Origin of the sequence: Bradyrhizobium monzae, from assembly GCF_021458635.1 — a bacterium.
Taxonomy (GTDB): domain Bacteria; phylum Pseudomonadota; class Alphaproteobacteria; order Rhizobiales; family Xanthobacteraceae; genus Bradyrhizobium.
Genome location: NZ_JAIRDQ010000003.1, coordinates 528202 through 549229, shown reverse-complemented (window position 1 = coordinate 549229; position 21028 = coordinate 528202). Strand labels below are relative to the sequence as shown.

Here is a 21028-nt window from a genome sequence, read left to right as displayed (position 1 = left end):
AACCGACAGCTCTATTCCCAGCGAATGGCTGCCATTTCCCTGGTATGCCAGCATTGCCCGGGTGGCCCGGAATGTGTCATGAAGGCCCGGATTTTCCGAGATGGCCCGGCACGCGTCCTACGGCCCTGAGAGAGCAAAACTTCGATGAGAAACTTCCATTTCCCCGGCAGGTCCACGGTCCACGCCACCAACGCGATGGTCGCGACCTCGCATCCGCAGGCGTCTCTCGCCGCGATCGAGGTGCTGCGCGAGGGCGGCACGGCCGTAGACGCGGCGGTGGCGGGTTCTGCCGTGCTCGGCGTGATCGAGCCGCAATCGACCGGCATCGGCGGCGATTGCTTTGCGCTGATCCAGCCGCGCGGTGAGGGCAAGATCGTCGCCTACAACGGCTCCGGCCGGGCGCCGAAGGCGGCCAACGCGGACTGGTATCTCGAGCGCAAGATCAATTCCGTGCCGCTGACCTCGGCCCATGCGGTCTCGATCCCGGGCGTGATCGACTGTTTCGCGACCGTGCTGCGCGACCACGGCAAGTTCGGTTTCGACCGGCTGCTGCAGCCCGCGATCAAGGCGGCCGAGGAAGGCTACGTCGTCGCCCCCCGCATCGCGTTCGACTGGAAGAACCAGTTCGAGAAGCTGAAGGGCGGCACCAACACCGTGCGCTACCTGCTGCCGGGCGGCAAGCCGCCGGTCGCCGGCGACGTGATCCGTCAGGCCGAGCTCGGCAAGACGCTGCGCGCCATCGCCAAGGACGGCCGCGACGCCTTCTACAAGGGTGCGATCGCCGACGACATGGTCGAGACCCTGCGCGGCATCGGCGGCCTGCACACGCTCGACGATTTCGCCGCACACACCACCGAGACGACGACGCCGATCGGCACCACCTACAAGGGCTACGACGTCTGGCAGTGCCCGCCGAACGGTCCTGGCGTTACCGCACTGCTGATGCTCAACATCCTGTCGCGCTTCGACCTGACCAAGTACGCGCCGCTCAGCGTCGAGCGCTTCCATCTCGAGGCCGAAGCCGCGCGCATCGCCTACATGAACCGCGAGATGCACGTCGCCTCTCCCGAGCACATGAAGATCAACGTCGCCGAGATGCTCGCGAAGGGCTTTGCCGACGATTACATCAGCAAGATCCGCATGGACGGCCTGCTCGACCTGCCGAATGTGGCGCCGCCGATGAATCCCTCGACCATCTACATCACGGTGGTGGACAAGGACCGCAACGTCTGCTCGTTCATCAACTCGGTCGCACATTCCTTCGGATCGGCCATCGTCTCGAACCAGACCGGTGTGCTGTTCCAGAATCGCGCCGGCGGCTTCCGCATCCAGCCGGGGCATCCCAACTGCATCGAGGGTGGCAAACGTCCGCTGCACACGATCATGCCCGGTCTGCTCACCAAGGGCGGCCGTTCCACGATGTCGTTCGCGGTGATGGGCGGACAGTACCAGCCGACCGGCCAGACCCATCTCCTGACCAACATCCTCGACTACGGCTGCGACGTGCAGGAGGCGATCGATATGCCGCGCGGCCTGCACTACGAGGGCCAGTACCAGCTCGAGGACAGTGTACCGGCTGATATCGTCGAGGGCCTCAAGAAGCTCGGTCACAGGACCACCAGCGTCGTTGGCCCGCTCGGCGGCGCCCAGGCGATCTGGATCGACTGGGACAAGGGCACGCTCACCGGCGGTTCCGATCCGCGCAAGGACGGCTGCGCGCTCGGCTATTGATCGCGCGAGGTTCCTCGCGCCAGGATCAGGAAAAATTGACGGAGGGCGACGCGGCATCGGCTGCGTCGCCCTTTTCTGTTCGGAACGGAGCTCATGGTCCCAAGTTGGTGGGCGGTGAGCGGCGCAGGCGTGCGCTGCTTTTCTTTCGAAGCGGCGGAGGCCCGTCCATGTCCGACCATTCAAGTTCCCGTCCATCAGGATTTGATCGGCGCGCCTTCATGGCAGGTGCCGCAGGCAGCGCGCTTGTTCCCCTTGCCGCACGCGCCGCCGCGCAGGATGCGCGGGCGCCGCTGGCGCAGGATCCGGCGCTTCCCGTTGACGTCACGCTGCGGGTGAACGGCAGGGACATGCGCCTGAGCCTCGACGCGCGCACCACGGTGCTGGATGCGTTGCGCGAACGTCTCAAGCTCACCGGCAGCAAGAAGGGTTGCGATCACGGCCAGTGCGGCGCCTGCACGGTGCTGATCGGCGACCGCCGCGTGGTGTCGTGCCTGACGCTCGCGCTCTCGGCCGAAGGTCAGGAGATCACGACCGTCGAAGGGCTCGCCACCAACGACCAGCTGCACCCGATGCAGCAGGCCTTCGTCGATAATGATGCGTTCCAGTGCGGCTATTGCACGCCCGGCCAGATCATGTCGGCGATTGCCTGCGTGAAAGAGGGACACGCCGGCACCGATGCCGATATCCGTGAGTACATGAGCGGCAACATCTGCCGCTGCGCCGCCTATCCGAACATCGTCGCCGCCGTGAAGCAGGCCGCCCCCGAGATCATGAAAGGCTAGGCCCATGCGACCATTTTCATATCAAAGGGCGACAGACCCTGACATGGCCGTGCAGGCGCTCAGCGCCGCCGCAACCGCCAACAGCCCGCTGACGCAGGCCAACGCGCAGCCGCTCGCCGGCGGCACCACGCTGATCGATTTGATGAAGCTCGACGTGATGCGGCCCGCCGCGATCGTCGACATCAATCCGCTCGATCAACGCTGGTCAGCGATCGATCCGGGTGGTGAGAACCTGCGCCTCGGCGCGCTGGCAAAAATGTCTGATGTCGCCGCCCACGACGAGATTCAGCGCCACTACCCGGTCATCGCCAATTCGCTGAAGCTCGCCGCCAGCGCCCAGCTGCGCAACATGGCGACGCTTGGCGGCAATGTGATGCAGCGGACCCGCTGCAGCTATTTTCGCGATGTCTCCTACCGGAATTGCAACAAACGCAGTCCTGGCTCGGGCTGTGCCGCGATGGATGGCGTCAACCGCATGCACGCGGTACTCGGCACCTCCGACCAGTGCATCGCGACCTATCCCGGCGATTTTGCCCAGGCGCTGATCGCGCTGGACGCCACGGTCGAGGTCACCGGCAGATCCGGCATCCGCCGCCTCCCGTTTGCGGAGCTGCACAAGGCGCCCGGCAGCACGCCCGAGATCGAGACGACGCTTCAATCGGGCGAGCTCATTTCCGCTTTCGTCATTCCGGGCCGCTGGCCGCGCTCCGTTTACTTGAAGGCGCGCGACCGACAATCCTATGAATTCGCGCTGTCCTCCGCTGCGGTCGCGCTCGACGTGCAGGACGGCACGATCAGGGATGCGCGTATCGCGTTGGGAGGCGTCGCCACAGTGCCCTGGCGCGCGCGCGAGACGGAGGCGCTGCTCAAGGGCCAGAAGTTCGATGACGGTCTGGCGCAGCGCGCCGCGGACGCCGCATTCGCCGACGCCAAGGGGCGTCAGCACAACAGTTTCAAGATCGCGCTCGGCAAGCGCGTGGTGGCGCGCGCGCTGCAGCAGGCTGTAACGATGGAGATCTGACCATGACCGCAGCTGCTCCCGAGCCGAAGGCGAATATGGGTCGGCCCGTGCCGCGCTATGATGCGGTAGTAAAGGTGACTGGGCGTGCGACCTACGGGTCCGACATGCCGCTGGACAATCCGGCTTATGCGTTCCTGGTCACCAGCGCGATTGCCAGGGGCCGCATCGACGGCTTTGATCTGGCCGGTGCCAACCGCGTCCGCGGCGTGATCGACATAGTTACGCACGAGAACGCGCCGAAGCTGAAGGAGTCGAAGCTGTTCAGCAATGGCGGCTATGCGGGCACCACGATTCAGCCGTTGAAGTCGGCCGACATCTCGCATGACGGCGAGATCATTGCGGTGGTCATTGCAGAGAGCTACGAGGCCGCGCGCGAGGCAGCCAACCGCGTCAAGGTCAGCTACGCGGCTGCCACACCAAGTGCGACCTTCGACTCGCCGGGCACGACGACGGCAGCTGCGAAGGGACAGAGTTCCCAGTTCAAGGAAGACCCAAAGGTTGGCGATTTCGCCAAGGGGTTTAACGAGGCCGAGGTCAAGCTCACTGCTTCCTACGACACGCCGACGCAGCACCACAATCCGATGGAGCTGTTTTCAACGAGCTGTGCCTGGATGGGCGACAACCTCGTCATCTATGAACCCAGCCAATATGTCTACGGGTTGAAGAATGGCGTGGCCGAGCAGCTCGGCATCGACGCCGACAAGGTGAGGGTGGTCAATCCCTACGTCGGCGGCGGCTTTGGCTCGCGCGGTTCGATGACGCCGCGGACGGCGATCATCGCCGGCATCGCCAAGCGGCTGAACCGGCCGATCAAGCTGGTGCCGACCCGCGACCAGGGTTTTACCATTGCAACCTATCGCGCCGAAACGCGCCACGAGATCAAGCTCGGCGCCAGCCGTGACGGCAAGCTGGTCGCCCTCAGGCATGAGGGCGCCGAAGTGTCCTCGCGCGCCGACCCCTATTGCGTCGGCGGCACCAAGACAACGACGCGGCTCTATGCCTGTCCAAATGTCGACAGCCTGGTATCGATCGTGCGCGCGGACCGAAACACGCCGGGCTTCATGCGCTCGCCGCCGGAGGTGCCGTATCTGTTCGCGCTGGAGAGCGCGATGGACGAACTGGCCGTGAAGCTCAACATGGATCCGGTCGAACTCCGTCGCATCAACGACACCACCAATGAGCCGATCGGAGGGAAGCCCTACACATCGCGGTCGCTGATGGCGTGCTTCGACGAGGCCGCCAAGGCCTTCGGCTGGGCGCAGCGCTCGGCGGCGCCGAAATCGATGTCCGATGGCGACTGGCTGATCGGCTATGGCTGCGCGGCAACCTGTTATCCGACGCAGATGGCTCCTGCAGCGGCGCGTGTGCGCCTCCAGCGCGACGGCCGCACCCGCGTCGAGATCGCCGGCCATGAGATCGGCACCGGTGCCTATACGATTCTGGCGCAGACGGCAGCCGAGCGGCTTGGTGTGCCCCTGGAGAAAGTCGCGGTGTTTGTTGGCGACAGCGACCTTCCGCCGGGACCCGTCGCCGGGGGATCTAACTCCACGGCCAGCACCTGTTCGGCGGTGATGATGGTGTGCGACCAGGTCCGCCAGCGCCTCCTCAAGGCAGTGATGCCGAACAAAAGCCTGACCGACAAGGCCAAAGAGACCATTGGCCTGGGCCAGACGCCGGCGACCAAAGCGGCGAAGAGCAGCGAAGCGATCGATCTTGAAAAGGCATTCGACGCGCTGGGTACGGGCCTGATTGAGGAATATGGCGAGTGGAAGCCGGAAGGCGCTCCGATGGATTCGTTGCGCGCCATGCATGCTGGCCACGCGCGGCTCGTCGGCGGTGCGTCCATGAAGGACAAGATCGCCTACGCTTTTGGTGCGGAGTTCGTCGAGGTCAGGATTAATCGCTTCACGCACGAAATCCGCGCGCCACGGCTGGTCGGCGCCTTTGCGGCCGGCCGCATCATGAATCCGCGCACGGCCCGCAGCCAGCTGATGGGTGGCTTGATCTGGGGCATGTCGTCGGCCTTGCTGGAGGCCACTGAGATCGACCAGCGCACCGCGCGCTACGTCAACGACAATTTCGCCGACTATCTCGTACCCGTAAATGCGGACGTGCCGGGCGTCGAGGTCATTCTGCTCTCCGAGCAGGACGATCATATCAACCCGGCCGGTGCAAAGGGCCTCGGCGAGCTTGCCAATGTCGGCACCAATGCCGCGATCTGCAATGCGATCTATCACGCTACGGGCCAGCGCATCCGCAAGCTGCCTGTAAGGCTGGAAAATATCGAGGTCTGAGGGGTGGAAACCGTATCCTCGTTGCGCTAGACACCTTCCGCCTCAAACGGAAGGTGTTCTATGCAGCGTTTTCAGCGCGCACTCCTCGCCATCATGTCGGCCCTCGCGATCACTGTGATCGCCAGCGTGTCGATATTCGTCTCCACCACGGCATCGGCCCAGACCGCAGGAAAACCCATGACCACAGCTTCAGGCTTGCAGACTATCGACAGCGTCGTCGGCACCGGCGCGTCGCCGAAGCCCGGCCAGATTTGCGTGATGCATTATACCGGCTGGCTCTATGAGAATGGCCAGAAGGGCAAGAAATTCGACTCGTCCGTCGATCGCAACGAGCCGTTCGAATTCCCGATCGGCAAGGGCCGCGTCATCGCCGGCTGGGACGAGGGCGTTGCCACGATGAAAGTTGGCGGCAAGCGCACGCTGATCATCCCGGCGCAGCTCGGCTACGGCGCGCGCGGCGCCGGCGGCGTGATCCCGCCGAACGCGACGCTGATGTTCGATGTGGAATTGCTCGCGGTGAAGTGAGCGGCAAATAAAAAGACCGGCCTTTCGGCCGGTCTTTTCGCTTTTGGTCTGGCGCGCTACTCAGCCGCGCGACGTGCCGCCGCAGCGGCGCGATCGATTGCATCCTTCGCGGCGTCCTTGGCGTCGCCCATGGCCTTCTGGCCTTTGCCCTTCACCTCCTGGACCACGCCTTCGCCCTGCAGGCGCTCGGAACCGGTGGCTTCACCGATACCCTGCTTGGCCTTGCCGATGGCTTCGTTGGCGTTGCCTTTGATCTTGTCGGTCGTGCTACCCATGAAACTCTCCTTGCAGATTGCTCGGAATAACAACGCGGGGCGGCTATGAGGGTTCCGATTTTGGTATGGCTTGACGGTCCGGCTTTGGTTAGCTTGCCGCGCACGGAACCAACAGAAAGCAAGTCCCATGACCGGCCATGATCATTCGCATTCCCACCATGACCACGATCATCACGATGATCGCTGGAAACATGACGGCGTGCGCGTCATTCCCGGCAACCAGCTCGATACCAATGTGCCGTCGACGGCAGGCATGGATCGTGCGGCCGCCATCAATTTCGCACGCGTCGGCGCGCAGAAATTGTGGGCGGGCACCGTCAGCATCAAGCCCGACGCCAAGACCGGCGCGCATCACCACGGCCATCTCGAAAGTGTCATCTATGTGGTGAAGGGCAAGGCGCGGATGCGCTGGGGCGAGAGCCTGCAATTCACCGCCGAGGCCGGCCCCGGCGATTTCATTTTCGTGCCGCCCTACGTGCCGCACCAGGAGATCAACGCCAGCCGCGACGAGGTGCTGGAATGCGTGCTGGTCCGCAGCGACGGCGAGGCGGTTGCGATCAACCTCGATATCGAGCCGGTCGAGAAGCCCGAGACCGTGCTCTGGATCGATCCCGTCCACCGGGATCCGAACGAGAAGAAGTAAGGCTGAAGGCCGCGCGAGGTTCGGTGCGACAGAACCCCGCAGCGGGCGGTCGGAAAATACTTCGGAAGCTGTGTCGGATGGCGGCTCGGCCATCCGTCCTTGGGCAGAACCCCGCCCAAGGAGCTTCCGATGCCCAGGATGATTTTCCTCAATCTGCCGGTGACTGACCTCAAGCGCGCGACCGCCTTTTATGAGGCGATCGGCGCCACCCGGAACCCGCAATTCAGTGACGACACGGCGAGCTGCATGGTCTTTTCCGAGACCATCTACGTGATGCTGACGACCCACGAGAAATTCCGTCACTTCACTCCGAAGCCGATTGCGGACGCGAGGACCTCGAACCAGGCGCTGTTCTGTATCTCGGCCGACAGTCGGAACGAGGTCGACGATATCGTCCGCAAAGCCGAGGCTGCGGGCGGGGTGGCCGATCCGAGCCCGATTGATGACGACAGCTTCATGTACGGCCGCAGCTTCGAGGATCCGGATGGTCACATGTGGGGTGTGAACTGGCTGGACATGGCAGCGGTCCCCCCGAAGCCCGCCATGGCGAATGCCTGATCGAAAGCTGAAGAGGAGCAGTTGCGAATGTCCAAGCTCGTGCCCTGCATGTGGTTCAATGGCGATGCCGTGGAGGCCGCCAATTTCTACGTCTCGCTCGTTCCGAATTCGGCGATCACCAACGTCCAGCACAACGTTTCGGACGGCCCGTCCGGCAAGGACGGCTCCGTGCTCGTCGTCGAGTTCACGGTGGCCGGCCAGCCGCTGGTCGCGCTCAACGGCGGTATGAAGATGGAGTACACGCACGCCCTGTCGCTGATGATCCATTGCGATGACCAGGCGCAGGTGGACAGCGTCTGGAACGCATTCCTCGCCCATGGCGGCAAGGAAGAGCAGTGTGGCTGGCTCAGAGATCGGTGGGGCGTTGCCTGGCAGGTGGTGCCGAAGGTGATGTTCGATTTCCTGTCGAGCCCCGACAAGGCTGCCGCCGCACGCGCAATGCAGGCCATGATGAAAATGGTGAAGCTCGATGTCGAGGTGCTGCGGCGCGCGTTTGAAGGGAAGTCGGCGGCGTGACGATTGCGGGGCCTCGTAGTGCCGTAGGGTGGGCAAAGGCGCAATAGCGCCGTGCCCACCATCAGTCCACGATTGCGAGAGTTGGTGGGCACGCTTCCGCTTTGCCCACCCTACGAGATCCAGCCTAGATTGACCCGCTAATAATTGATCCTCAGCCCTACGCCGCCATGGATCGTGTTGCCGACCGGCTGCGGGCCCAGTGTGCCGTTGGCGAAGAGGTCCACGATCCAGCCCTTCTGCGCGCGGAAGCCGAGGCGGCCGCCATATTCGAACCAGCCCTGGTTGCCCATCGTCGGCACCACCGTGCCGTTGCCGGCCACGGTGGCGACGATGCCGCTGTGGCTGGCGAACGACTGCACCCAGCCGCCGTTGACGTTGGTCTCGATGTTGCCGGCGAAGAGATGGGTCCACTGGCCGCCGATCTTGACCAGGCTGGTGCGGTCGGTGCCGGTCGCAATGCTGGCGTCGAACGGATTGAACGCGACCGTGTTGTCCGCATAACCCGATACGCGCTGCCAGAGCTGCCAGACCTCGACGGAGGCCGCGACCTCGTCGCGCGGTGACACTCGGCTCATCCAGCCGGCGCGACCATAGACCGCGTAGTTCGCGGCGTTGGTCGAGCTGGTCACACTCACCGGGCCGAGGCTGGTGTCGTAGCTGCGGGTGTAGCGCGCCTTCTCCCACGGAGTCAGGATCGTGCCGACGTCGAAGAACGGACGCGACGAGCCCCAATCGGTGAAGTCGTAGCGCAGTGCAAAGGCCCCGATCGGTGCGCTGGTGATGTTGTAGCCGCCCTCGCTGTATTGCGTGTAGGCGAGGCCGGCGAGCAGCGAGAGATTGGAGGTCAGCTCCTTGCGGCCGTGGATGCCGGCAGAAAACGAGCCGGCCGAGCCGAATGCGCTGATGCAGTCGCTGCAATTGACCTGTTCGTTGACGCCAAGCAGCACCGTACCGAGCACGCGGTTGGTGATCATCTGGTTGAAGCGCTGGTTGGCGAGGCCGTTGACCGAGTTGCCGCTGGAATCGGAGCCGGTCGGAGTCGGGCTCGGCGATGGCGACGGGCTGGGCGATGGAGACGGGCTCGGCGACGGGTAGGGGCTTGGTGACGGATAGGGGTTCGGCTCGCCGCATTCGAACTCGCAGGTACTTGCGGCTGAGGCCGGACGAGTGTTGAAAGCAAATAATGCAAGCGCCGCGCCCGCAGCCAATGCGCCGGCCGGGACAAGCCGCTTGAAGCCGAGCTGCGCCATCGTCAGCGCCCGCACAGCATGCCGTCGTCATGGACGGCGGGAGTGATGGTCGGCGAGGCGTCGGCATACTGGTTGACGGCGCACAGCCCCGCATTCGCGGCGCAGTTGGCGGCGAAAGTCCAGGGCGGCGTGTTGGTCTTGGTGATGGAGACCTTGCCGCCGGTCGAAGTGATGACCGCAGTATCGCCCGGCTGGGTCAACTGAATGCACTGGAGGCTCAGCGTACAGACGCTTGCGGCGCCCTCCTGAAGCACGACGACCGAGCGGCCGCGCTGCGACAGGATGTCGAGTGTGGTGCCGCGAACACCGATGGTCGCGAGCGGCGTCGTGATCTTGTAGGCGGTCTTCTCCGAATGTCCGGTGACGAAGCGGAAGGCGCCGGTAGCCATGCGGATGGCGACGTCGCGATAGCTGTGCTCGTCGTTGAAGACGGTGCGGTCGAGCTTCAGCGTGGCGCTCGGTCCAAGGGAAAGATTGGTGCTGTCGGCCATCACGAAACGCGCTGCGCTGCCGGCGCCGGTGCGCACGGTCTCGTCGCGCATCATGCTATCGCCGACGCTGATCGGCGACGTGGTCGCAGCGACGCGCACCACTTCGTTCTGAACCAGGACGGCTTCGCCAACGCGCGTTTGTGCCTGCGCGCAAGTCGCAGCGAACAGCGCAGCCGACAGCAGTGCAGGGAAAAGCAGAAAACGAAAATTCATATCGTACCCGTTCGAAGTCCCCGATCGCGCACGCCGATGTTGTGGTAGAATTATCACAAGTGGCGCGAGACGAGCGTTAGCTTAGTGACAGTTGCGGCGGAATGCGTTCAATGGATCGGCTGAGTTGTTTTTTATTCGCGGTGACGCACATTTGCCACGTAAAATAGCCCCACAGCTGTCGCGTGAAGCACACGCGGTTCCGGGATTGTCGCGAAGCGCAGTGATCGCTGTCGCGATCTTCCTGGCTGCGCATCTCGCGCTGCTGATCGGGCTCATGACGCCGGAAAAATTCGTGTTCGACGAGGTGCATTACGTGCCGGCTGCGCGGCAGATGCTGGGCTCCACGCCGTCGCGGCCGATGCTCAATCCGATGCATCCGCCGCTGGCGAAGGAGCTGATCGCGGCATCGATCGCAGCATTCGGCGACAACGCGCTGGGCTGGCGCTATCCGGCGACGCTGTTCGGCGCGTTTGCGATCGTCGCGATCTATCTCTGCGGGCTCGCGCTGTTCGGATCGCAAGGGCCCGCGATCGCAGCAGCGCTGATCGCGGCGTTCAACCAGATGCTCTATGTGCAGGCGCGCATTGCGATGCTCGACATTTTCGCACTCGGCTTCGGTCTGCTCGCCATCGCCGCTTTCATGCACGGCTTTCGACGAGAGCGGCCGCAGGCGCTGTTCGCACTCGCGGGCGCGCTGTTCGGTCTCGCCGCCGCCTGCAAATGGAGCGGCCTGTTTTCGCTCGGTGTCTGCATCGTCATCGTGGCGGTGATCCGCCTGATGCAGGGCTGGCACACGCTGTTTGCCGACGCCAAGCCAGGTGACTGGTATCGTCCCGATCTCTGGCCAGAGTTCAGAGCACATCATGCCGCGCTCTGCTTCGCGCTGTTGCCGGCCGTGACCTATCTCGCCGCCTTCGTTCCGCTCTACGGGGTGTCGTTGCCCGATCTGATCGAGGCGCAGCGCCGCATCTTTGCCGACAACACCACCACCGCAATCGCCGGCCATACTTATATGAGTTCGTGGCCGTCCTGGCCGTTGCTGGCGCGGCCCGTCTGGTTTCTGTTCGACAAGACCTCGGAAGACAACGTCGCGGCCATCGTTTTCCTCGGCAATCCGCTGGTAGCATGGCCGGCGCTGCTCGCGCTCGCAGTGGTGTTGCGCGACTTCATCGTCGTGCGTCGCTGGGATGCTTTCCTGATCGCGGCGTTCTATTTCGGCCCCTGGCTCGCCTGGGCGCTGCTGCCGCGCACGCTGGGCTTCATCTATTATTATCTGCCGGCCGCAACCGCGGCCTCGCTCGCGCTCGTCTATGGGCTGCGCAGCGAGGGCTTGCCGCGCTGGCTGTTGTGGGCCTATGTCGGCCTAGCCGCGATCGGTTTTGTGGTGATGCTGCCGATCTCAGCCGCTTTCATCGGTACGTCGATGCAGATGTTCAACCGGCTGATGCTGTTTCAGAGCTGGATCTGACAACAGAAAGCCGCCTGCCGGTTTCGCGGCAGGCGGCTTCGATTGCTGCAACTGCATCTCAGATCACTTGCTCAGGTCATTTGGACGCGGTCTTGGTGTCCATGTTCACGACCTGGACGCGACGGTTGATCGGGTCGGCGCCGTTGGCGGTGTCCTTCAGCTTGGTCTTGCCATAGCCGACGGTGACGAGATCGCCGTTGTTGAGGCCGTAGTTCTGCACCAGGTACTTCTTGATGGTGTCGGCGCGACGCTCCGAGAGGCCCTGATTGTACTCTTCGGTGCCGACCGCATCGGTGTGGCCGGCGACCACGAAGGTCGAGCCTTTCAGCGACGGATCGGACAACGCCTTGCCGAGCGCCTGCACCGACGGCACCGAGGTCTTGGCGATGTCGGCCGAGTTATAGTCGAACTGGATCTCCAGATCGATGGTCGGCTTGGTCGATGCGAGCTCGGCGATCTGATCGCGCTCGCCCATCGAGAGCGAACGGGTCTGGCGGTTGCGCACGGTGTTGAGGAAGGTCGCTTCCTTGGCTTGCGCCGTCGGATCGGCCTGCGGACCGGCGGACAGGCCGCGGGTAATCGGCTTGGGCTTCAACGCATCCAGGATCTGGTTGGTGGAGACGCTGGTGTCGCCGGCGAAAGCCAGGCCCGCCGTCAACGACAGCGCGGCCGTGATCGTGATCGTCTTCAGTCCAAAAAACTTATTGAAATGGGTCATTGTCCTATCCTCGCTGTAACGCCTGATGGCGATTTGATGCTGCGAGCATAGGATAGGTTCAAAGGCTCCGACGTGCTCCCCATCACGTTGGTGGACAGGGGCTCCCAAGCTCATTTCATCCGGTTTTCGCGGTGTTTCGGCCCGGCACCTGCGACCGGCGAACAGCAGCCGTCGTGCCCTTTTCGACGCCAGCGCGAGCCGCCGCGCCCCTAGCGTGATCCAAGTCACATTCAGGTTTCGTGGAAAAGCCCAGAGTCCATCCATCGGTGGTTCCGGACTTGGGGAGAAAGACCATGCGTTTCCTGATTGCGGCCGTGTCCCTCGCGGCTCTCGTCTTCTCCAGCAACGTAGCGTTGGCCGCTGACGCAACCGCTGCAGCGTCCATCCCCCAGGCCGGCGAAGTCGAGCTCGAGTTCTGGCGCTCGATCAGGGACAACAGGGCTGAGGAGCTCAACGCCTATCTAACCAAATATCCGAACGGCGCTTTCAAATCGCTGGCGCTGGCCCGCATCGCTGCGATCCAGAATCGCCCCACAACGACGACGCCCAATCCCACAACCGGCGCCGCCCCCTCGACCATCAAGGACGCCGCCGACCAGGCCTCTGAAGACCAGATCGATCTGGACAAAGACCAGCGCCGCGACGTGCAGCGCCGCCTCACCGGCCTCGGCTTCGACATCAAGGCGAGCGGCAAGTTCGACGACGAGACGCGCTCTGCGATCAAGCGCTGGCAGACCGCGCGCGGCTATCCCGCTACCGGCTATCTCAACAAGCTCCAGCACAAGGCCATGCAATCGGAGATCGTCTCCACCCGCGTCGCCTCGGCTGACGCCTCCGACGACGAGCCCGTGCGTCATCGCTCTTCAGGCAGCAATGTCCGCCGCTATCACAGCGGAGGCGGTGGCGAAGCCGGAGGCGGCGCTCTCTTCGGCAACGTGATCGGCGGGCTGTTCAGGTACTGATCCAGTCAGCTGCAGGATAAAGGGAGCGGCCCGGTCCGGGCCGCTTTTGCTTTGGAAACTCGCGCACATCGATCGTCGCAAAGCCGTCGCCGCATGGCCTGCTCGCGAACAAGAAATTGGCCAGATGCGCGCCTAGCAGACACCCTCCATCAGACATCGCAGACGAGGGAGCTGAGTTCCGTCCCGTGCCGAGGCCAAGTGATTATCAATTCTACCGCAACGGCCCGCCGGATCGGACTGTGTCTCTGAACGCCATGCCCATCTATATCGGCGCGGCGATGATTGCGGTGGCGATCCTGCTCTCGACGCTGATTACTGGCTTGACCTCCCGCTATGTCGGTCTCGAAGCTCCAACCGACGAGAACATGTGGCTGGTCGACCGCCTCACCGGCAGTGTCTATCGCTGCCAGGCGGAGGGGCGGGGCAGGGCCGCCTGCGAGCCCGACGTCGCCACCGGCAGCATCAGTGACCGGCCCAGGGCGCCGAAGGACGGCCGCTGACGCCGCATCATTTCGCATTGCGGCAAGAAATTTTTTTCTCCGCGAAACATTGTCGCAGGAGAATACGTAATTGCGAATGCCGGCATGACGCCGGTTTCGTTTTGCTCAAGGAGACTTTTCGATGAAGACCTTGCTCACCGCCGCAGCCTTTGTCGCGTTCGCCCTTTCCGTTTCGCCCGCATCCGCGATGATGGCATGCACCGGCGACAACATGATGAAATCGACGGCCATGATGACCGGCACCGCCGACACGCCGGCCAAGGTGGCCGCGAACAAGGAAATGGCCATGGCCAACACGGACATGAGCATGGGCAAGATGAAGGGCGCCTGCATGCACTACATGAAGGCGCAGAAGGCCATGATGATGAAGTAGGCTTCGGCCGCTCCATCCAGCCGCGCTGCCGGCAGATGGCAGCGCGGCTTTTCCTTGGCCGTTCTGGCTTTACATCTTCTCCGCCTCCCTTTTTCCTGGCGCGAATCCCGCTACATTGCCTCTTGCAATGTCCCGCGCCCTAAAACCCCTTCCGCTTCCGACGACACAGGCCCGGCAGATATGGCTGCGCGCCCAGCGGCTCGATACGCGCGCGCCATTCGGCGAGGGCGCGCAGGCCGTGGCGGAGGCGATCGCTCATCTCGGCTATGTGCAGATCGACACCATCAACGTGATCGAGCGCTGCCATCACCACATCCTGTTCAGCCGTATCCCGTCCTACAGCCGGGCCGACCTGCGGCATGCCCAGAGTGTCGACAGAAGCGTATTCGAATACTGGACCCATGCGCTGTCCTACGTGCCGTCGAACGAGTTTCGCTTCTTCCTGCCGGCGATGCGCGAGCACAAGCGCGAGGGGCACAGATGGTATGCCTCGGTGACGCCGGCCGACACGCGCAAGGTGATGCGGCTGTTGCGGGCCGGCCCGCTGACGATCCGCGACATCGAGGACGACGTGCTCACCGAGAAGGAGCATCTGTGGCAGAGCCGGAAACCCTCGAAGCGGGCGCTTCAGCTTGCCTTCTACACCGGCGTCGCGACCGTCAGCGCGCGCCAGGGCATGCTCAAGACCTATGATCTGATGACGCGGCATTTCGGCTGGGACAAGCTGCCGAAGCCGGCGTCAGCGAAGGAGATCACGGCCTATCTGCTCGACCGCGCGCTGCGTTCGCAAGGCGTCGTCAGCCTCGATTCGATCTGCCATCTCGACGCGCCGAGCAAGAAGGCGGTGGCGGGTCTGATCGCCGCGCGGGTCCGCCGCGGCGAGCTCGTGCCGGTCGCGATCGAGGGCGCCGGCAAGCAGGAGCATTGGGGCACGCCTGCGGCACTGGAGCCGCATGAGGTGTCGCCAGATCTCGTCCATATCCTGTCGCCGTTCGATCCGCTGATCATCCAGCGCAAGCGCACCAATCTCATCTTCGGCTACAACCATCTGTTCGAGGCCTATGTGCCGAAGGCAAAGCGCAAGCTTGGCTATTTCGCGCTGCCCGTGCTGGTCGGCGACGAGATCGTTGCCGCGCTCGACCTCAAGACCGACCGGCAGGCCAAGAAGCTGTTGATGCAGAAATGGACCTGGCTCGGGCAGGGCAAGAAGACGGCGGGGCGCAAGGAGCTCAAGCGGAAGATCGAGGAAGAGCTTGGTCGATTTGAGCGGTTTCAGCTGGCGGAGTGAGCGTCAGCGTATCGGTCCAGCACCTCGTCGGCCGAATAGCCGGAGCGTTGCGCAAATTCTTCCCGTAACCCGAGTTGCGCGGAGACTCTCAATCGCTCCGTTGTGGCGGTCGTCATCAGGGGATCGAAGCCCAATTCCCGCAGGCCCTCCGCCACGCCTTCCATTTCCACGGCGCGCCGCTCGGCATGCAGCACGTCGGAGCGGACGCACATGTCCAGGAATTTGCTGAACGTGGTGGCATCCATCGACGCGCAAAGCCCGCGCATGGTCTCCTCTCGCACGCCGGCGAGCGTTGCGGCGGTCAGGGCTTCGACCAGCAGCGCTTCCATGCCTTTCGTCACCACGCTCCGCAGCATCTTCACGGCCGCTGCTGTTCCAGCTTCGGGACCCGCTACCTCGATGCGAAAACCGAGTGGCCTGAAAATGTCTGCGAAGCGCTCGGCTCCGCTGCCGGACGTATAGAGCGCGACCGCCGCGCCATAGAGGTCGACCGAACCCATCAGATTCGTGTCCGCGAACACGCCGCCGCGCGCCTCGACGGCTTCGGCGACACGTCTTTTGGTTCGCGGGCTCGCGGCGTTGATGTCCACCACGAGACAGCCGGGACGTACGATCCTGGATATCGCTTCGCCGGTCTCGGCTGCGACCGCAACGACGACCGCGGAAAAGATCACGTCCGCGTCCGACAGATCGTCAAGCCGCTCGACCAGCGTGACGCCACAACCGGCCGCCATCGCGCGAAAGACCTGCGAGTAGGGCGGCGCATGCGTCTTGCCCTGACAGAACGCGACCATCGGCGCACCGGTCTGCGCCGCGAGATGTTTTGCAAAGCATTGCGCGGCCTCGCCAAATCCAACAAAGGCGACCTTTGGCTGCGGCATGGCTCTTCTCCAATGCGTCCGATCGAGAGGATGAGGTCTCCTCATGCGGCTCTCCATTGTGCCGAGTCCGGCGCTGGAGTCAATGAACCGGTTCATCAAGAGGGTAATCGTGGAAGACCGTTTGTTACACGTGTGCCTAGTTTTGAGGCGATTGTAGTCGTAAAAGCTTGCTCGAGTTGGTGAACCGGTTCATAAGGCGGGCATGTCATCCCAGCCGCTTCGATCGCAGACTGTAAAGGTCAAGGACGTCGCCCGCGAGGCCGGCGTCGCGGTCGGCACCGTATCCCGTGTGCTCAATGGTCATCCCACGGTGACCCCAGGGCTGCGCGAGCGCGTCGAAAGGGCCATGGCTGATCTCGGCTACGAGGTCGATGTCACGGCGCAGAGCATGCGTGCGGGACGTTCGCGCCTCGTGGCCTGCGCGATTCGCGATTTCGACATCCCGCGCTTCGCGCTGTTCATCAAGGAGGCCGAGGCGGTCCTGCGTGAGGCTGGATACACTTTGCTTCTGGCGAGCACGACCAACCGCCCCGACGTCGAGATCGATTTGCTGGGCGCCTTTCGCAGGCGCCGGGTGGATGGCGTGATGATGACGCTGAGCGACGAGCAGCACCGGGACGTGCGCGAAGCGCTGTCGGAGGCGCCGATGCCGGTCCTGCTCATCGACCGGGACAGCATCGCGGCGCTCGATCGCGTCATGGCCGATCATCGCGAGGGTGCGCGCCTTGCGACGAGCCATCTGATTGGCCTTGGGCACCGTCGGATCGCCATGCTTGTCGGCGATACCAAGGCCTTCCCGTCGCGAAGCCGCCTCGACGGATTTCGCGAGGCGTATTCGGCTGCGGGGATCGCGCCGGATCCGAAACTGTTGCGCGATAATGTGCTCTCGAGCGAAGACGCCTATCGGGCGACGGCGTCGCTCATGAGTATCGCGAATCCCCCGACGGCGCTCTTCGTCGCGGCGATGGACGTGCTCGGCGGCTGCCTGAGAGCCCTGCGGACGATGAGCATTGCCGTCGGTGACGGGATTTCGGTGGTGGCTGGCAGCGACTCCGACCTGGCCGAACTGCACACGCCGCCTATCACGGCGATCGAGTGGGATCTTGCGGCCATGGGCCGCCACGCCGCGACCATGCTGCTGGAGCGGATGCGCGGCGACGAGATCGAGCGCGGCCGTGGTCTCACCGTGCCGACGGAGCTGATCATTCGCGGGTCGAGCCGGCCTCTTGCGAATTGAGCTTGCTACGTCGGGGCAGGATGCGGCCTTGGCCGAAGCTCGCGACACGGCTGTCGAGCCAGACGCCGGCCACGATACCGATGAGATAGGCGACCAAATTCCACAGCGAAAAGATTCGGCCCAACAGCAGCGCGCCTGCGGTGGTGAGCCGGAACGCATCGAGCCACGGGGTGTGCACCAGCCGCGAGAACTCGACCACGATGGCAATTGCTGCCGCGATGGCCGCGATCTGCGTCCGCGGCAGCCGTGGCGCCAACGCCCCGACCAGCAGGAACACCATGGTCGCCCACAACAGCGAGCCGCCATACTTCACGACGAAGGCAGGAAGCCCGAGCGGAAGACCATACCAGCGCAAGGATAGCCCGCAGGCGATCACGACCAGCGCCAAGACGGCACGGATCAGCGATGTCCGCAGCGGCGCAACGGTGTTGACCGGTTGCGCGCCGTGCATTGCTTGTTCCATTGACTCTTTGCCCGCGATGCTGAAAACCCCGGATCAGCTCACAAAAGCAATAACCCGGGGGGAAGCCATGAGCCAGACCACGACCTATGCCGGTTCCGCCTGCACATCCAAGAGCGAAATCGAGACGTCGACCATCCGCGCCATCTCCTGGCGTCTGATCCCGTTCCTGGTGCTGGCCTACTTCTTCTCCTATCTCGACCGCGTCAATCTCGGCTTCGCCGCGCTGACCATGAATGCCGAGTTGAAGTTCACGCCGCTGATCTTCTCCTGGGGCGCCGGCATCTTCTTCATCGGCTATTTCATCTTCGAGGTGCCGAGCAATCTGGCGCTGGAAAAGTTCGGCGCCAGCCGCTGGATCGCCCGCATCATGGTGACCTGGGGCATCATCTCGGCGCTGATGGCGCTGGTGAACAGCGTGACCAGCTTCTACGTCCTGCGCTTCCTGCTCGGCGTGGCCGAAGCCGGCTTCTTTCCCGGCATCATCCTCTATCTCACCTACTGGTACCCGGCCGAATATCGCGGCCGCTTCCTCGCGGCCTTTGCGATCGCCGTGCCGGTTTCGACCGTGATCGGCGCACCGATCTCGGGCCTGCTGCTCGGCCTCGACGGTGCGATGGGGCTGAAGGGCTGGCAGTGGTTGTTCATTCTCGAGGGCATTCCCTCGGTGCTGCTCGGCATCGTCACCTGGTTCTATCTCACCGACCGGCCGGAGAAGGCGGACTGGCTCTCGGCCGAGCAGAAGGCCTGGCTCAAGTCGAAGCTCGATTCGGAAATCGCGGCCAAGCAGGCGGTGAAGCATCTCTCACTCGGTGAAGCCCTGTCCTCACCGAAGGTGATCGCGCTCAGCCTGATCTATTTCGGCTTTGTCGGCGCGCTCTACGGCATGCAGTTCTGGCTGCCGCAGATCGTCAAGGCGTTCGGCCTCAGCAACGCCCAGACCGGCTTCGTCACCGCGATCCCCTATGTGTTCGGCACGATCGCCATGATCCTGTGGGCACGGCATTCGGACGCCACGCGCGAGCGCGTGATGCATGTTGGTGCACCCATGATCCTGATCGCGGTCGCTCTCGCCATCTCCAGCTACATCACAGATCCCACCATGACGATGGTGGCGCTGACCTTCGCCGCAATCGGCGTGTTCTGCGTCTTCGGCGTATTCTGGACCTTGCCGACCTCGTGGCTGTCGGGCACGGCGGCTGCCGGCGCCATCGCACTGATCAACTCGATCGGCAATCTCGCGGGCTTCGGCGGTCCCTATCTGATCGGCTGGGTCAAGGAAGCCACCGGCCAGACCTCGACCGGCCTGCTGGTGCTCGCCGTTCTGCCGCTGCTCGCCGGCATTCTGGTCTTCGTCGGCGGCCACGAGACCAAGCACGAGTTCGCAGAGCAGGGGCGGTAGAGCCGAGTGGACGGTCCCAAGGGTGGGCAAAGCGCAGCGTGCCCACCGCTAGTCTCGTGGGCACGGCGCTGACGCGCCTTTGCCGACCTTACAATATCTGGCCTGAGGCCCGCTGCGCTCCATCCGGGCTCACGGCCTCGCCTGCCCTACGATAGCACCTCCGTGAGAAGGGTCTCCCAATCTCTACCACCCCTTAACGATCACGCTTTCCTGATGACTGACGATTATTGACTTTTATCAGTGATTAGTCGACATTCCTCTCATTGAAGACGCAGGAGTGTCCTCCGATGTTCGTTCGGTCCGTTTTGTCCAGCTATTCCAGGCTCTTGGCGGGTGTGTCGCTGGCCCTGATGGCCGCTGCGCTGGCCGGGTGCAACGATACCGTGGCGCAAAAGGCCGAGCCGCCGCGGCCGGTTCTGGTCGCAACCGCCCATTATGATGCCGAGACCCCGGAGCGCAGCTTCGTCGGCACCGTCAGGCCGCGGATCGAGAGCGATCTCGGCTTTCGCGTCGCCGGCAAGGTCGACAAGCGTTTGGTCGAAGTCGGCCAGACCGTCGAGATCGGGCAACCGCTCGCCACCCTCGACGAAGTCGACCTGAAGCTCCAGGCCGAGCAGGCCGTCGCCGAGCAGACCGCCGCCACCGGCGTGTTGGCCCAGGCTGCAGCCGCCGAGCAGCGCGCCAAGGATCTGAAGGCCAAGGGCTGGACCACCGATGCCGCGATGGATTCGAGCCGCGCGGCTGCTGACGAGGCCCGCGCGCGCCTGGACCGCGCCGTCCGCTCCGTCGAACTGACCAAGAATTCCCTGTCCTACGCGACGCTCAATGCCGACGCCCGTGGCGTCGTCACGGCAACGCTGATCGAGCCCGGCCAGGTGGTTGCCGCAGGCCAGACCTCGATCCGTGTCGCCCGCTTTGCCGAAAAGGAAGCGGTCGTCGCGATCCCTGAGACGCTGGTCGGACGTGCCAAATCGGGCGCCGCCAGCGTCACCCTTTGGTCGGAGCCGGACAAGAAATACACGGCGAAGCTGCGCGAGATCGCGCCCACCGCGGATTCCGCCACGCGCACCTATCTCGCAAAGTTCTCGCTGCCCGAGGCCGACGACAAGGTTTCGCTCGGCATGACCGCGACGCTGACGCTGTCGGACGCCGCCACCGAGCGCGTCGCCCGGTTGCCGTTGTCGGCGCTGTTCAACGAAGGCGGCAAGCCGTCCTTCTACGTCGTCGACGACAATGGCGCGGTCACGCTGAAGCCCGTCGCGGTGAAGTCCTACGACAGCAACGACGTCGTCATCACCAGCGGTGTCGATGAGGGTGCCAAGATCGTCACGCTCGGCGTGCAGAAGCTCGATCCCGGCCAGAAGGTGCGGGTCGTGTCGTCACTGTCTTTCTAAAGCTTACGAGTTACGTCGTGTGAGGTGAGTTTCGGCCCTTGCCCCT

The 21028-nt window shown here is 63.9% G+C and carries 22 protein-coding genes; 16 read left to right on the top strand and 6 right to left on the bottom strand.

The window, feature by feature from the left end:
* Positions 1 to 144: 144 nt before the first annotated feature.
* From ggt to K3F49_RS16105, 5 genes are all read left to right on the top strand, one after another.
* Entirely contained in the window at positions 145 to 1731 is a 1587-nt protein-coding gene (gene ggt / locus K3F49_RS16125; RefSeq protein WP_234681920.1) for a gamma-glutamyltransferase, read from the top strand.
* A gap of 167 nt (positions 1732 to 1898) precedes the next feature.
* The gene (locus K3F49_RS16120; RefSeq protein ID WP_234681919.1) at positions 1899 to 2513 is read left to right on the top strand and encodes a (2Fe-2S)-binding protein; all 615 of its coding nucleotides are present in this window, start codon (positions 1899 to 1901) and stop codon (positions 2511 to 2513) included.
* 4 nt (positions 2514 to 2517) lie between these two features.
* Positions 2518 to 3534 carry an FAD binding domain-containing protein gene (locus K3F49_RS16115; protein ID WP_234681918.1) on the top strand — a complete coding sequence of 339 codons (1017 nt, stop codon included), beginning with the start codon at positions 2518 to 2520 and terminating at the stop codon, positions 3532 to 3534.
* A gap of 2 nt (positions 3535 to 3536) precedes the next feature.
* Complete coding sequence (locus tag K3F49_RS16110) at positions 3537 to 5828, top strand: xanthine dehydrogenase family protein molybdopterin-binding subunit (RefSeq protein WP_234681917.1); 2292 nt, start codon at positions 3537 to 3539, stop codon at positions 5826 to 5828.
* Between the two features lie 132 nt (positions 5829 to 5960).
* Positions 5961 to 6353, top strand: a complete 393-nt coding sequence (locus K3F49_RS16105; protein ID WP_234682000.1) for an FKBP-type peptidyl-prolyl cis-trans isomerase — start codon at positions 5961 to 5963, stop codon at positions 6351 to 6353.
* 56 nt (positions 6354 to 6409) lie between these two features.
* On the opposite strand, the gene K3F49_RS16100 is transcribed toward K3F49_RS16105, so the two are convergent.
* Positions 6410 to 6628: a CsbD family protein gene (locus K3F49_RS16100; protein WP_234681916.1), complete on the bottom strand. Its 219-nt coding sequence runs from the start codon at positions 6626 to 6628 to the stop codon at positions 6410 to 6412.
* Positions 6629 to 6755: 127 nt separating this feature from the next.
* On the opposite strand from K3F49_RS16100, the gene K3F49_RS16095 reads away from it, so the two are divergent.
* The 3 genes from K3F49_RS16095 (at position 6756) to K3F49_RS16085 (ending at position 8345) form a co-directional block, all read left to right on the top strand.
* The gene (locus tag K3F49_RS16095; RefSeq protein WP_234681915.1) at positions 6756 to 7271 is read left to right on the top strand and encodes a cupin domain-containing protein; all 516 of its coding nucleotides are present in this window, start codon (positions 6756 to 6758) and stop codon (positions 7269 to 7271) included.
* Between the two features lie 129 nt (positions 7272 to 7400).
* Entirely contained in the window at positions 7401 to 7829 is a 429-nt protein-coding gene (locus K3F49_RS16090) for a VOC family protein (RefSeq protein WP_234681914.1), read from the top strand.
* A 27-nt stretch (positions 7830 to 7856) separates the two neighbouring features.
* Positions 7857 to 8345: a VOC family protein gene (locus K3F49_RS16085; RefSeq protein WP_234681913.1), complete on the top strand. Its 489-nt coding sequence runs from the start codon at positions 7857 to 7859 to the stop codon at positions 8343 to 8345.
* A 137-nt stretch (positions 8346 to 8482) separates the two neighbouring features.
* On the opposite strand, the gene K3F49_RS16080 is transcribed toward K3F49_RS16085, so the two are convergent.
* Both K3F49_RS16080 and K3F49_RS16075 read right to left on the bottom strand, forming a co-directional pair.
* Positions 8483 to 9595, bottom strand: coding sequence for a hypothetical protein (locus K3F49_RS16080; protein WP_234681912.1), 1113 nt, complete (start codon positions 9593 to 9595; stop codon positions 8483 to 8485).
* Between the two features lie 2 nt (positions 9596 to 9597).
* Positions 9598 to 10299: a FecR family protein gene (locus K3F49_RS16075; protein ID WP_234681911.1), complete on the bottom strand. Its 702-nt coding sequence runs from the start codon at positions 10297 to 10299 to the stop codon at positions 9598 to 9600.
* A 205-nt stretch (positions 10300 to 10504) separates the two neighbouring features.
* Here K3F49_RS16075 and K3F49_RS16070 point away from each other — a divergent pair, with 205 nt between their 5' ends.
* The gene (locus K3F49_RS16070) at positions 10505 to 11767 is read left to right on the top strand and encodes a phospholipid carrier-dependent glycosyltransferase (protein ID WP_234681910.1); all 1263 of its coding nucleotides are present in this window, start codon (positions 10505 to 10507) and stop codon (positions 11765 to 11767) included.
* A 76-nt stretch (positions 11768 to 11843) separates the two neighbouring features.
* On the opposite strand, the gene K3F49_RS16065 is transcribed toward K3F49_RS16070, so the two are convergent.
* Entirely contained in the window at positions 11844 to 12485 is a 642-nt protein-coding gene (locus tag K3F49_RS16065; RefSeq protein WP_234681909.1) for an OmpA family protein, read from the bottom strand.
* 293 nt (positions 12486 to 12778) lie between these two features.
* Here K3F49_RS16065 and K3F49_RS16060 point away from each other — a divergent pair, with 293 nt between their 5' ends.
* The 4 genes from K3F49_RS16060 (at position 12779) to K3F49_RS16045 (ending at position 15608) form a co-directional block, all read left to right on the top strand.
* On the top strand, positions 12779 to 13447 hold the full coding sequence (locus tag K3F49_RS16060) for a peptidoglycan-binding domain-containing protein (RefSeq protein WP_346657323.1): 669 nt from the start codon (positions 12779 to 12781) through the stop codon (positions 13445 to 13447).
* 254 nt (positions 13448 to 13701) lie between these two features.
* Positions 13702 to 13947: a hypothetical protein gene (locus tag K3F49_RS16055; RefSeq protein WP_234681999.1), complete on the top strand. Its 246-nt coding sequence runs from the start codon at positions 13702 to 13704 to the stop codon at positions 13945 to 13947.
* Positions 13948 to 14068: 121 nt separating this feature from the next.
* Positions 14069 to 14320, top strand: a complete 252-nt coding sequence (locus K3F49_RS16050) for a hypothetical protein (RefSeq protein WP_234681908.1) — start codon at positions 14069 to 14071, stop codon at positions 14318 to 14320.
* Between the two features lie 127 nt (positions 14321 to 14447).
* Entirely contained in the window at positions 14448 to 15608 is a 1161-nt protein-coding gene (locus K3F49_RS16045; protein WP_234681907.1) for a winged helix-turn-helix domain-containing protein, read from the top strand.
* Here the strand turns inward: K3F49_RS16045 and K3F49_RS16040 are convergent.
* Complete coding sequence (locus tag K3F49_RS16040) at positions 15593 to 16489, bottom strand: NAD(P)-dependent oxidoreductase (RefSeq protein WP_234681906.1); 897 nt, start codon at positions 16487 to 16489, stop codon at positions 15593 to 15595. The two genes, K3F49_RS16045 and K3F49_RS16040, sit on opposite strands and share 16 nt — an antisense overlap.
* A gap of 202 nt (positions 16490 to 16691) precedes the next feature.
* Between K3F49_RS16040 and K3F49_RS16035 the strand changes: the two genes are divergently transcribed.
* On the top strand, positions 16692 to 17726 hold the full coding sequence (locus K3F49_RS16035) for a LacI family DNA-binding transcriptional regulator (protein WP_249794771.1): 1035 nt from the start codon (positions 16692 to 16694) through the stop codon (positions 17724 to 17726).
* Here K3F49_RS16035 and K3F49_RS16030 read toward each other — a convergent pair.
* The gene (locus tag K3F49_RS16030; RefSeq protein ID WP_234681904.1) at positions 17692 to 18177 is read right to left on the bottom strand and encodes a ribosomal maturation YjgA family protein; all 486 of its coding nucleotides are present in this window, start codon (positions 18175 to 18177) and stop codon (positions 17692 to 17694) included. The genes K3F49_RS16035 and K3F49_RS16030 overlap by 35 nt on opposite strands.
* 79 nt (positions 18178 to 18256) lie before the next feature.
* Here K3F49_RS16030 and K3F49_RS16025 point away from each other — a divergent pair, with 79 nt between their 5' ends.
* Together K3F49_RS16025 and K3F49_RS16020 are read left to right on the top strand one after the other, a co-directional pair.
* Complete coding sequence (locus K3F49_RS16025; protein ID WP_234681903.1) at positions 18257 to 19588, top strand: MFS transporter; 1332 nt, start codon at positions 18257 to 18259, stop codon at positions 19586 to 19588.
* A 287-nt stretch (positions 19589 to 19875) separates the two neighbouring features.
* The gene (locus K3F49_RS16020; protein ID WP_234681902.1) at positions 19876 to 20982 is read left to right on the top strand and encodes an efflux RND transporter periplasmic adaptor subunit; all 1107 of its coding nucleotides are present in this window, start codon (positions 19876 to 19878) and stop codon (positions 20980 to 20982) included.
* Positions 20983 to 21028 lie beyond the last annotated feature (46 nt).

Bases quoted from the DNA above. Each gene is read 5' to 3' on its own strand.
- K3F49_RS16090 (WP_234681914.1), top strand. From the start codon at position 7,401: ATGCCCAGGATGATTTTCCTCAATCTGCCGGTGACTGACCTCAAGCGC.
- K3F49_RS16080 (WP_234681912.1), bottom strand. From the start codon at position 9,595: ATGGCGCAGCTCGGCTTCAAGCGGCTTGTCCCGGCCGGCGCATTGGCT.
- K3F49_RS16110 (WP_234681917.1), top strand. From the start codon at position 3,537: ATGACCGCAGCTGCTCCCGAGCCGAAGGCGAATATGGGTCGGCCCGTG.
- K3F49_RS16020 (WP_234681902.1), top strand. From the start codon at position 19,876: ATGTTCGTTCGGTCCGTTTTGTCCAGCTATTCCAGGCTCTTGGCGGGT.
- K3F49_RS16060 (WP_346657323.1), top strand. From the start codon at position 12,779: ATGCGTTTCCTGATTGCGGCCGTGTCCCTCGCGGCTCTCGTCTTCTCC.
- K3F49_RS16040 (WP_234681906.1), bottom strand. From the start codon at position 16,489: ATGCCGCAGCCAAAGGTCGCCTTTGTTGGATTTGGCGAGGCCGCGCAA.
- K3F49_RS16095 (WP_234681915.1), top strand. From the start codon at position 6,756: ATGACCGGCCATGATCATTCGCATTCCCACCATGACCACGATCATCAC.
- K3F49_RS16045 (WP_234681907.1), top strand. From the start codon at position 14,448: ATGTCCCGCGCCCTAAAACCCCTTCCGCTTCCGACGACACAGGCCCGG.
- K3F49_RS16035 (WP_249794771.1), top strand. From the start codon at position 16,692: ATGTCATCCCAGCCGCTTCGATCGCAGACTGTAAAGGTCAAGGACGTC.
- K3F49_RS16075 (WP_234681911.1), bottom strand. From the start codon at position 10,299: ATGAATTTTCGTTTTCTGCTTTTCCCTGCACTGCTGTCGGCTGCGCTG.
- K3F49_RS16050 (WP_234681908.1), top strand. From the start codon at position 14,069: ATGAAGACCTTGCTCACCGCCGCAGCCTTTGTCGCGTTCGCCCTTTCC.
- K3F49_RS16055 (WP_234681999.1), top strand. From the start codon at position 13,702: ATGCCCATCTATATCGGCGCGGCGATGATTGCGGTGGCGATCCTGCTC.
- ggt (WP_234681920.1), top strand. From the start codon at position 145: ATGAGAAACTTCCATTTCCCCGGCAGGTCCACGGTCCACGCCACCAAC.
- K3F49_RS16025 (WP_234681903.1), top strand. From the start codon at position 18,257: ATGAGCCAGACCACGACCTATGCCGGTTCCGCCTGCACATCCAAGAGC.
- K3F49_RS16030 (WP_234681904.1), bottom strand. From the start codon at position 18,177: ATGCACGGCGCGCAACCGGTCAACACCGTTGCGCCGCTGCGGACATCG.
- K3F49_RS16115 (WP_234681918.1), top strand. From the start codon at position 2,518: ATGCGACCATTTTCATATCAAAGGGCGACAGACCCTGACATGGCCGTG.
- K3F49_RS16100 (WP_234681916.1), bottom strand. From the start codon at position 6,628: ATGGGTAGCACGACCGACAAGATCAAAGGCAACGCCAACGAAGCCATC.
- K3F49_RS16120 (WP_234681919.1), top strand. From the start codon at position 1,899: ATGTCCGACCATTCAAGTTCCCGTCCATCAGGATTTGATCGGCGCGCC.
- K3F49_RS16065 (WP_234681909.1), bottom strand. From the start codon at position 12,485: ATGACCCATTTCAATAAGTTTTTTGGACTGAAGACGATCACGATCACG.
- K3F49_RS16085 (WP_234681913.1), top strand. From the start codon at position 7,857: ATGTCCAAGCTCGTGCCCTGCATGTGGTTCAATGGCGATGCCGTGGAG.